Genomic DNA, 10167 nt, shown 5'->3' with positions numbered 1-10167 from the left:
GACTGAATCTGTCTTGAGTACTCGTTCTTGTCGGATTCCTCCTTCTCTTCTGCCACGCTAACCCCGTGAACTTCTACCTTTTTTCTGCGTGTTTGATAATAAGATGTTCCACATTTAGCCTGCATATTGGGGGCGGGCATCTTGCCCGCCCCACAAGAAATTTACAGATTACCTTTAAGCCCGATCGCCGTAACAATAGTCCACGCATCTACCAACAGCAACAGCAGCGTACATCCCAGCAAAATAAGATACATCCAAGGCTGCGACAAAGGGCGGACATCTCTAGTATCAATGCCTGTTTTTGCTTCTACCAAACCGACTAATTTACCAAACCCAGCCACTCGCATTGGCAACAAATAACCTTCACCCGAATGACTCAAAAAATAGTAAACTAAACCTCCTTGACCTGTCGATCGAGGTTTGAGAGCTTTTACCTCAGTCCAAGGTAGCGACCAACCCTTGCGAAACCAACGCGGAAACCAGTTGGGATATGTGACTTCAATCCCCTCCTCGCTCAAAATTACCCTTTCACTGAGCACGCCGTACAGGCCCACAGCGCCGACAACGATTGCCACCCAGAGGGTCGCCGGGGGAACCGGTGCTTTTGTTACTTCCGACAAAAACGGCAAGGGAATTGTCAGGGCTGTGTACAAGCTCAACAGCGTGATTCTAATCAGGGGAGAAAGCCGGAATACCGCCGGCTCAAATACTGGGGCCGAAGATGGGGAAGAAGCAAGAGGTTGTGCTGACATGGCTGAAATTCGAGAAGCTGTTTAATGATATTTTTGCACAGTTGCCGAACCCGCCAACCAAACTCAGGGAAATAGGAAAAACCGGACAATATTTGCCGTCGGGAGTTTTGATCTAAAATTCATTTCACAAACTTTGATTCTTAAGTGTTGAGTTTTTAAGGCTTTGCTGAAGTTGGAATTTTGAGCGCGGAGTTATCAATTCACTGACAATTTATAACTCAAAACTCACAACTTCAATTAATCAACGGCCGTTAGTGCCGGTACAGTCAGAGGTTCTGAGATTTCTCGGGATTTGGGGCGGCCAGTCATTGCTGCTCGATCGCCCGGAACTGCCTCTCGCGATCTGCTAGGATTGACGTTGGAATAGGGGCCTTCGTTAATCTGCAAGCGATCGCAAGGAATTTTATCCGACAAAATTGCACTGGCCATCATCCCGGTGTGAATTTCCAATGCTGCAGCGGGCATCGCTTCAAACACTAAGCGCTGTCCGGGAAACACCACTCGTTCAAAGTACCAGTTAGGAATGTTGGCGATGCGAGCAATCTGAATCTGACTGGTGGCGTTGACGTAGCAGCACAGAATCTTGCTGTCGGTGTCTGAGGGTACGGGGTCAAGAATTTGAGCCATAACTGCTGAGGGAGCCTTGCCTAAAAGTTTTAGTTATCTTCTCAGGCTAACACTAGGTGATCCCGCCTACTGTAAAGCCGACTACCAACTCCCTAATACATGAGAGACCGATCGAACTTAAATTAAAATCTAACCGGATAAATATCGCATTTTTGACTCCCCGCTGGGATTTTAAGTCAAAATACGCTGTATTGACTTAAAAATTAGCTTTTTTCTACTGCTGTCGCCGATCGACACTAACAAGCTCGGCCTTGAGCCAAATAGAAAAATTTAAGAATATTTAATGTCAAATTGCGAAAATTAGACATATTGTAAAGTTATATTAAAAGAATATTAACATAGCTGAAAAAGTTCCACTTTAGGATATGGCAATCATGGAAAACCGAGAAAACCGAGTCCTGTACGTTCGCCTCCCTTGCAATCCTATTTTCCCGATCGGAGTTGTCTATCTTTCGGATCACGTACACAAGCTGTTTCCCGATGTCGAACAGCGCATTTTCGATTTAGGTGCCGTACCCCCCCTGGATTTCGCTAAAGCTTTAGATGCCAGCATAGACGAGTTTAAGCCGACGCTGCTGGTTTTCTCTTGGCGGGACATTCAAATTTACGCGCCCGTGGGCGGCAGGGGTGGCAACCCGTTGCAAAATGCCTTCGAGTTTTACTACGCCAAAAATCCGCTGATCAAGTTCCGGGGAGCCCTCGGAGGACTGCGTTTAGCCGCGTCTTACTACACCGAACTCTGGCGCAATTTGGGACTGATTAAGCGCGGATTGAAGCGGGCCCGGAAATACCGCCCCGAAGCTCGTGCAGTGGTCGGAGGCGGTGCTGTGAGCGTGTTTTACGAGCAGTTGGGACGCAGTTTGCCGGCGGGAACTGTGGTTTCGGTGGGGGAAGGCGAAGCTTTGCTGGAGAAGTTGATTAAGGGCGAAGATTTGGCCGAGGAAAGATGTTATGTGGTGGGAGAAACTGTGCCGCGCGCGAAGCTAATTCACGAAAAGCCTGCCAACATCGAGAAAACTGCTTGCGACTATAACTACATCGAAACCATTTGGCCGGAATTTTCCTATTATCTACAGGATATGGACTTCTACGTGGGAGTCCAAACCAAGCGCGGCTGTCCTCATAATTGCTGTTACTGCATTTATACGGTGATTGAAGGCAAGCAAGTGCGGATCAATCCGGCGGATGAGGTGGTGGCGGAAATACGGCAATTGTACGATCGAGGTATCCGCAATTTCTGGTTTACCGACGCTCAATTTATCCCAGCACGCAAATTCATCGATGATGCGATCGAATTATTGCAAAAAATCATCGCCGCCGGCATGGACGACATACACTGGGCTGCTTACATCCGTGCGGACAATCTCACACCCGAATTGTGCGATTTGATGGTAAAAACGGGGATGAATTACTTTGAAATCGGCATCACCAGCGGTTCCCAGGAACTGGTTCGCAAAATGCGGATGGGCTATAACTTGCGAGTAGTTTTGGAAAATTGCCGCGATTTAAAAGCAGCCGGTTACAACGATGTGGTTTCCGTGAATTACTCGTTTAACGTCATTGACGAAACCTTTGAAACTATCCGGCAAACTATTGCTTATCACCGAGAATTAGAGCGAATTTTCGGAGTAGATAAAGTAGAACCAGCTATTTTCTTTATCGGGTTGCAGCCACACACAATTTTGGAAGAATACGCCTTTAAAAAGGATATTCTGCAACCTGGTTACGATCCGATGAGTTTGATGCCTTGGACAGCGCGCAAGTTGCTGTGGAATCCCGAACCTTTGGGTTCGTTTTTCGGGCAAATTTGTTTAGAAGCTTGGCAGCGTAATTCCAATGATTTCGGCCGCGAAGTGATGGCTATTTTGGAGGAAAAACTCGGCTGTGCGGATTTGGAAGAAGCATTAACCGCGCCAGTGGAAATTAAAGACAAACAGTTGGCAGCAGTTAATTAATTACCAGGTTCCCCGTCAGGACGACGGTTCTTTTCAACAGGGGAAATGGGAGTAAAAATGTATCTTCTGTTTCCCTTTTTTTATTCATATTATGTCCGGTCGATTACCCTAATACGGTAGGAGTTCCCCTCACCAAAAATATCTGCCCATAATTGACAATCTCAAAAACCAGCCCTTTTAATCTCGGTCACTCGATCGGACATGATATCACTAAATAGCTAAGCGCAAATAAACATTACCCTGTAAAAGAGTCAGTTAGCGATCGCCTGGGGGACTATAAACCCGGTTTCTAGGAAAATCAAAGGTTTAGTAACCAGAAATATATGAAGAAACCCGGTTTCTCAAATCAGCATGAACAAGTCATAAAACCTTAAAAATGTCATAAATGCAAGAGATTGCTTTCCGGCGATCACATTGACATACTTATGTATTTTCACTGGTGTAGGGTGGACAGTTCGCACCTTACTTAAACTGACCCTGTTCCCTGCACATCTCACCTCTGACATTAAATATTATTAATATCCAGCCAAGATAGCTTAAGATGTAATTATATAGTTAAAACCAGGAGTGACAAGATGTTTTATAAGGAGAGAGTTAAGGGCATTAAAGGAGTAGTTCTAGTTATGGCAGGCATTAGTGCGATCTGCTTTTTGACTGCCTCAGCAGAAGCAACTGCACTAAATCAACCGATTGACAAAGTTCGGGCGATCGCACCCAACACTTTGGGCAATAATCAACCGCTACAAATTGCTCAAGTTGAGGGATGTCCGAGAGCCGAAATGGTGCAATTTTTCGCAACGCCCAACTTTTCTATATACATTTGCAAAACCCAGGAAGGCGATATTTTTTACCGAGGCCTTAGCAAAATAAATGGCAGCCAAATCAATGTCATGCAAGTAACGACAGGTGACGACGGAACTTATGAAGCGACTAACGGCAATATTATCTATTCCATTAACCCCCAACGCCTACAAGTCCGGCAAAATGGTAAGGTAATTTTGACCGAAGGTGTGATCAAGTAACACTAATTGTTATTTAATCATAAATTCACTAAATTCAGGGTGTATTTTATTTAAGTGAAAAATTCAAGAGTCGCCAAAACATATTGATTCCTTAAATTATCAAAGCTCATCAGTGGTAACGCTTATAAAATTGACTAACTTTTGTTTAAATACCTCTGAATTAGGACGATCGCCACAATATCGTCCACCGGTCTCGGCGGCGTCCGCATTCCCTTCGGAATCAAGCGGTTGAGTCCCGTCGGAGGGTACATTTGCCAGTAGCGTTCCCTCGCTTCTAAGCTGCTGTACCTCTCGTCAACCTGAACAATTTTGATCGCAGGCGACAAACTCTGCGTTAGTTTTTGTTTCCAACTCTTAGAAGTCGTTTGATCTCCGAGCACCAATAACTCAATGGGAAACTGTTCGCACAAAGATTGAATAGTAGAAATTGCACTCTCGGAGGGTACAACTTGATGGTAGCAGACCTTCTTATCTCTACCCATTACAGCTATGCCGCATTTGTCTTTACCTGGATCGAAACCTAAAATCATAGCCAGTTACCTATTATTAATTACCAAGTTTATTTTTGAATTTTCAAGTCTCCGGGGCCTTGTTTTTGTTGTCCGGTGCGGAACACAACGGCTCCGTTTTCAAGAGCAACTAAATCTATTTTAAGCGGGCCGGCGATATAAGTGACATCTGCTGCGATCGCCTGAACGTCCAGCGGTTTCTCGTACTGCTGCAATCGCTCGATAAAACCAGCTAAAGTTTCAATCTGACTGTCGGCCACTTGAACTCTACCGCCGACAACACCGATCAGGCGAGCGCGAAATTGACAAGCTTCTATCAATTGCAGCAACTGCTGCCGCACCTGTTCGTGGGTCAAAGTCACGGGATCGACAGCAACCCCTGCAATCACATCTCCAGCGCGGAACACAACTCGATTGATTTCTGCTTCTGCAAATACCTTAATTACCTTTTCTTCCCGCAGGTAATTAGCGCCGGCGACAATCCGCACCACGTAATCTTGACCGTCTTTAATCTGACTAATTAGTTGATCGATTTCTGCTTTAGTAATTTGAATAACCTGGTCTCTAACCTTCCTATTTTCCGGCTGCATGAGTCCGACGGTGGTTTTATTTGCTTCTTGCAAGAGTCGATCGATCGCGCGACTCGCCATACCGGGTTCAATAATACGAACCACGCCCGCAGCTAAAATTTGACCGCGCCTGATGGCAACTGTACCCTCGCGGATTGCCTGAAAATCGCGTTCCAAAACTTGCACTTGCTGCTGCAATAAAGTTTGTTGCTGTTCGAGTTGAGATTGTTGCTGTGCCAAGGTTTCTAGGAGTGCTTCCCTCTCGGCAATTACTTTGTCGCGCTCGACAATAGTTCGATCGCGCTCGGCGAGATTTTGCACCCGCTGAGCAATTTCCTTGTCCCGTTGGGCAATTAGTTCGTTGCGATCGACAATTTCTGCGTCTCGCCTGGCAATTTCTCTCTCTCGCTTGGCAATTTCTTGATCGCGCTGGGCAATTTGAGTTTTTACCTGCTCGATTAACTGTTGGCGTTCCTCTTGCAGTTGGGCGATTTCCGCTCCTAAAGTCGTTTTTTGACCAGAAACTGTTTTCAATTGGTTCTCGGTGCGATCGAGCTGAGCTTGTGTAGTCGATCGGATCGTTTCAACCAGTTTCAACTGTTCTTCGGTGCGGGATTTAGCCGCTTCCACACTGCTGAGCTGTTCTTCTGTCTGAGATTTAGCTGCTTCTACCTGACTTAACTGCTCTTCAGTTTTAGACTTGGCTGCTTGCACGCTGTTGAGCTGGGCCCGCAGCGAGTTTAATTTTGTTTGCGTTCGAGCTTGCTCAGCATTAGCTGCTTGGAGGGATTGATTAATTTGCTCTAAATTGGCTCTAGCTTGCGCTTGGGCGGCTCTGGCTTGAGCTAATTCAGTTTCAACTCGATTTTTTTCTTGAGTGGCCTGGTTGATTTCTCTGCGGGCGTTGTTGAGCCTTTTTTGAATCTCGTCTATTCTAAAAACTCCCGTTCGCAGCGGCTTGCTAGTAGCAAACAATATGCCCAGAGTGACTGCTGACAGGATGCTGCCGGCCATCACTGTCACAACAACAGCAGTATCGCGGGGGCGAAGTTTGAATAAGCTCAACCTTGCCTTGCCGACTTTCGTCCCAAGGCGATCGCTAACAGTGGCGATCACACCCCCCAACACTAAAATTACAAATACCAGGATGTATCCAGCAGTCATTCCGATTTTAGATTTTGGATTTTGGATTTTGGATTGAATCTAAAATCCAAAATCCAAAATCCTATACTTTCTCGGCATCAAGTGAATTGCTGGCTTAGGGCCACCGGGTTGTGGACTGTGATCTTTTTCTTGTGGATCGAGATCATGGTTTCTTGTCTGAGATCCCCGAGCAAACGAGTCACAGTTACCCGTGTCGAGCCGATCGCTTCGGCGATCGCCTGGTGGGACAGCTTCAAATCTATCGTAATCCCCTCTGTACCGGGCACGCCAAAATCCCGGCACAGAATCAGCAAAAAGCTGACGAGTCTCGAACCCATATCTCGGTGCGCCAGCGTTTCGATCATCATCTCGGTTTGCAAAATCCGAGACGACAGTCCCCGCAGCATCACCATCGAGAGTTCCGGGTCTTCCTTGAGCGCTTTCTCGACTTGTTCGATCGGCAGCGAGATCAACTCTACCGGCGTAAAGGCTACCGCGTGGTAAAACCTGTCCGATCGGTGTCCCGTAATCAAAGACAGCACCCCAAATACGCTATTTTCGCGCAGGAGGGCGACTGTAATTTCTTCCCCTGCTTCGTAGACCCTGGAGAGCTTCACAGCACCTCTAATGAGAACGTAGACGCGCTCAGCCGGGTCTCCAGGGAAAAAAATTGTCTTGCCCCGTTCAAAGGTTTCCACAATGGGTGGAAACGCCCCGCCGCTGATTTGGCGGAACACGGCTGCTAGCGGTCTATCATGCGTCACGACTAGATCCTTTGTACTAATCAATACTTTATAACTTGCCGATTAACCTTATTGAGTAAATATACTGCCCAACCTCCAATATCTAGGGATTCTGTTACTTCCATCTAATGTTAAGGTAAACACGCACTGTATGATTAAATCTAGCCCTTCTCTTAACTTTTTCAATTCCGCCCCCATGTAGCTCCACAGCAAAATTAATATCAATTGTGTCTCAATTGTGTCTCAATTGTGTCTGAATCAGTTAAATCTGAATCAGTTGTGTCTAAACTGGCGGGGTTGTCAGATATAGCCAATGAGAACGGTGCAAGTTGCTTTTAGATAAACTACAGATGATAGATTTGACCGGAAAAAATGCTCTTGTTACGGGCATTGCCAACAATCGCTCGATCGCCTGGGGCATCGCTCAGCAGCTCCACAAAGCTGGGGCCAACCTCGGCATAACTTATTTGAAGGACGAGAAAGGCAAGCACGAGCGCAAAGTCGCTGAACTGGTGGAACCGCTCAATCCCAGTCTGTATTTGCCCTGCAATGTCCAAGACGAGAGCGAAATTGAGTCTACTTTTCAAACCATCGCCGACAAGTGGGGCAAGTTAGATGTCCTGATCCACTGTCTGGCTTTTGCCGGCAAGGACGAACTTTCGGGAGACTTCACCAACACTTCGCGCCAAGGTTTCTCCAATGCTTTGGATATTAGCGCTTACTCGCTGGTGCGGCTTTGTGCTGCTGCTAAACCCCTGATGGCCGAGGGCGGCAGTATTGTGACGCTGACTTACTTGGGCGGCGTCCGAGTAGTTCCTAATTATAATGTGATGGGAATTGCTAAGGCGGCTTTGGAAATGAATGTTCGTTATCTGGCTGCTGAACTGGGCCCGTTAAATATTCGGGTAAATGCGATTTCTTCTGGCCCGATTCGGACTCTTGCTTCGTCAGCAGTTGGCGGTATTCTGGACATGATCCACCACGTTGAGGAAGTGGCGCCACTGCGGCGGACGGTGACTCAGCAGGAAGTGGGAAATGCTGCGGCTTTTCTGTGCAGCAATCTCGCTAGCGGAATTACGGGTCAAGTTTTGTATGTCGATGCCGGTTACGAAATCATGGGAATGTAACGGTAGTCGAGAATTTTGAGTTATGTAGGGGCGGGTTTAGACAATAAACTTTAACTTTAACAAGTAAGTTTTATCTCGCATCTTCTTGCACCATTTTCAAGAACCTGTAGGGGCGGGTTCACCAAAAACTTTCTCCGGTAACAGACAGGTTAAATAAACCCGCCCCCACCCACCAAAAATCCCTTGATTGACGTTGGTGTCTGATGTCAGTTGTATGCAGAACCAGCCCCTCGCTTGAGACTCAACACTAAAAAAATCCCGTTCTCAAATTACTAATTATCAATAACTAATGAATGACCAATTGCGAATTATGGAGATAACCGATCGCCCTTCTCTTCCTCCTGCAAATTCAGTTCAACCAGCTAGGGCCGCCTTGGTGAAACGCACGACACTAGAAACGGATGTCACGGCCAGCCTCAATCTAGACGGTGTAGGAACTTGCAAGGCGTCTACGGGGATTCCGTTTTTAGACCATATGTTGCACCAGATTGCTTCTCACGGATTGATCGATTTGGACGTGCAGGCGATCGGGGATTTGGAGATTGACGACCACCACACGAACGAAGATGTGGGAATTACCTTGGGCCAAGCCCTAGCAAAAGCTGTCGGGGATCGATCGGGCATTTCTCGCTTCGGGCATTTCATCGCACCTTTGGATGAAGCTTTAATTGAAGTAGTGCTAGATTTTTCGGGACGGCCTCACTTAAGTTACAGCTTGGAAATTCCCAACCAGCGGATCGGCACTTACGATACTGAATTAGTGAGAGAGTTTTTTTCAGCGGTGGTGAACCACACTCAAATGACACTGCACATTCGACAGTTGCAGGGCGGAAATTCTCATCATATTGTGGAAGCGGCGTTTAAGGCATTTGCGCGAGCTCTGCGGATGGCGGTAGAAATCGATCCGCGGCGCGCCAGCCGGATTCCGAGTTCTAAAGGGGTTTTGTAGTATGGGGTTTGCAGTAGCGCTTCTGGGCTACTGCAAAGCTGTCAATCAAAATATATCTGCTATATAGTTAAAAACGCCTTGACTTCCCTCGCCGTACTTTCCGATCAATTCAGCGATGATTCGATCGCTACACCTTTCTATAGCTTCATCAATAGAACTTTGTGCTAAAACTTGACTAGCCGACTGACGCAACACTTCAAACAGATTCACAGTATAGCGAGTATCTTCACTGACAAAATCCCACAGTTCTCGACCTATTAAAGTGATCATTTCCGAATTGGGCAAAATTTGCTTCAGTAAACCAAGTGTTACAGTTTTATTAGTTCTTTTACCGTAAGCTATACCAATATAAGCGCGATCGCCCTCCTGAATTTTTTCCTCAATTTTGGCAGCCCAATATACTATCGGGTCTTTATCCATATCATTTGGGCCACTTTTTACTTGTATCCAGCATTTCTCGCCCTCACTGGTAGTTTTAATTGCGTCCCATCCTGACTCTTCCGGTGGAATTTCTGCACTTTCAGAGCAAGATATCAATAGTTTTTGAATAAAAAATCCCATTGATGTGACAATAGACCTCGTAGCCGTCATATAAACATTAAGCCTGACAACTTCTTCTGGAGTGTCCAGATTTAACGCCCTGATTAAAAATGGGTTGGGATGAATTTTCCCTAAAGTCAGATTTTCCACCATAACTAGTACAGCTCGGCGTAAGTAGACAGACTATATTTGTGGTAGAATAACATAGTTAGTTTAGACCAGTTTCGGTAG

General features: G+C 46.3%; 10 protein-coding genes. 4 read left to right on the top strand and 6 right to left on the bottom strand.

Annotation, left to right across the window (positions count from 1 at the left end; all coding sequences use genetic code 11):
- Positions 1-161: 161 nt before the first annotated feature.
- Both QUA90_RS29380 and QUA90_RS29375 read right to left on the bottom strand, forming a co-directional pair.
- Entirely contained in the window at positions 162-752 is a 591-nt protein-coding gene (locus QUA90_RS29380) for a hypothetical protein (protein WP_333324605.1), read from the bottom strand.
- Between the two features lie 237 nt (positions 753-989).
- Positions 990-1379, bottom strand: a complete 390-nt coding sequence (locus QUA90_RS29375) for a DUF1830 domain-containing protein (RefSeq protein WP_333080653.1) — start codon at positions 1377-1379, stop codon at positions 990-992.
- Between the two features lie 374 nt (positions 1380-1753).
- Here QUA90_RS29375 and QUA90_RS29370 point away from each other — a divergent pair, with 374 nt between their 5' ends.
- Positions 1754-3334, top strand: a complete 1581-nt coding sequence (locus QUA90_RS29370) for a photosystem II high light acclimation radical SAM protein (protein WP_333390202.1) — start codon at positions 1754-1756, stop codon at positions 3332-3334.
- 575 nt (positions 3335-3909) lie between these two features.
- Positions 3910-4356, top strand: coding sequence for a hypothetical protein (locus tag QUA90_RS29365; RefSeq protein ID WP_333086135.1), 447 nt, complete (start codon positions 3910-3912; stop codon positions 4354-4356).
- 134 nt (positions 4357-4490) lie between these two features.
- Here the strand turns inward: QUA90_RS29365 and QUA90_RS29360 are convergent, their stop codons facing one another.
- The 3 genes from QUA90_RS29360 to ntcA all read right to left on the bottom strand — a co-directional run bounded on the left by QUA90_RS29360 (position 4491) and on the right by ntcA (position 7341).
- Entirely contained in the window at positions 4491-4886 is a 396-nt protein-coding gene (locus QUA90_RS29360) for a pre-16S rRNA-processing nuclease YqgF (protein WP_333448675.1), read from the bottom strand.
- A 29-nt stretch (positions 4887-4915) separates the two neighbouring features.
- The gene (locus QUA90_RS29355) at positions 4916-6598 is read right to left on the bottom strand and encodes a DUF3084 domain-containing protein (RefSeq protein WP_333448674.1); all 1683 of its coding nucleotides are present in this window, start codon (positions 6596-6598) and stop codon (positions 4916-4918) included.
- Positions 6599-6675: 77 nt separating this feature from the next.
- Positions 6676-7341: a global nitrogen regulator NtcA gene (ntcA, locus tag QUA90_RS29350; RefSeq protein WP_006634020.1), complete on the bottom strand. Its 666-nt coding sequence runs from the start codon at positions 7339-7341 to the stop codon at positions 6676-6678.
- Between the two features lie 329 nt (positions 7342-7670).
- On the opposite strand from ntcA, the gene fabI reads away from it, so the two are divergent.
- Together fabI and hisB are read left to right on the top strand one after the other, a co-directional pair.
- Positions 7671-8447 carry an enoyl-ACP reductase FabI gene (gene fabI, locus QUA90_RS29345; RefSeq protein ID WP_006634022.1) on the top strand — a complete coding sequence of 259 codons (777 nt, stop codon included), beginning with the start codon at positions 7671-7673 and terminating at the stop codon, positions 8445-8447.
- Between the two features lie 310 nt (positions 8448-8757).
- Positions 8758-9396, top strand: coding sequence for an imidazoleglycerol-phosphate dehydratase HisB (gene hisB, locus QUA90_RS29340; protein ID WP_333448676.1), 639 nt, complete (start codon positions 8758-8760; stop codon positions 9394-9396).
- A gap of 45 nt (positions 9397-9441) precedes the next feature.
- On the opposite strand, the gene QUA90_RS29335 is transcribed toward hisB, so the two are convergent.
- A complete protein-coding gene (locus QUA90_RS29335) occupies positions 9442-10089 on the bottom strand; it encodes a PmeII family type II restriction endonuclease (protein WP_333448673.1) in 648 nt (215 codons plus the stop codon).
- Positions 10090-10167 lie beyond the last annotated feature (78 nt).

Source organism: Microcoleus sp. D3_18_C4 (assembly GCF_036702355.1).
Classification (GTDB): Bacteria; Cyanobacteriota; Cyanobacteriia; order Cyanobacteriales; family Microcoleaceae; genus Microcoleus.
The sequence above is the reverse complement of the archived record's forward strand: the minus strand, read 5'-3'. Positions and strand labels throughout refer to the sequence as shown.

Excerpts from the sequence above, each read along its gene's own strand:
- hisB (WP_333448676.1), top strand. The coding sequence starts at position 8,758 with ATGGAGATAACCGATCGCCCTTCTCTTCCTCCTGCAAATTCAGTTCAA.
- QUA90_RS29365 (WP_333086135.1), top strand. The coding sequence starts at position 3,910 with ATGTTTTATAAGGAGAGAGTTAAGGGCATTAAAGGAGTAGTTCTAGTT.
- QUA90_RS29380 (WP_333324605.1), bottom strand. The coding sequence starts at position 752 with ATGTCAGCACAACCTCTTGCTTCTTCCCCATCTTCGGCCCCAGTATTT.
- fabI (WP_006634022.1), top strand. The coding sequence starts at position 7,671 with ATGATAGATTTGACCGGAAAAAATGCTCTTGTTACGGGCATTGCCAAC.
- QUA90_RS29335 (WP_333448673.1), bottom strand. The coding sequence starts at position 10,089 with ATGGTGGAAAATCTGACTTTAGGGAAAATTCATCCCAACCCATTTTTA.
- QUA90_RS29375 (WP_333080653.1), bottom strand. The coding sequence starts at position 1,379 with ATGGCTCAAATTCTTGACCCCGTACCCTCAGACACCGACAGCAAGATT.
- QUA90_RS29370 (WP_333390202.1), top strand. The coding sequence starts at position 1,754 with ATGGAAAACCGAGAAAACCGAGTCCTGTACGTTCGCCTCCCTTGCAAT.
- QUA90_RS29355 (WP_333448674.1), bottom strand. The coding sequence starts at position 6,598 with ATGACTGCTGGATACATCCTGGTATTTGTAATTTTAGTGTTGGGGGGT.
- QUA90_RS29360 (WP_333448675.1), bottom strand. The coding sequence starts at position 4,886 with ATGATTTTAGGTTTCGATCCAGGTAAAGACAAATGCGGCATAGCTGTA.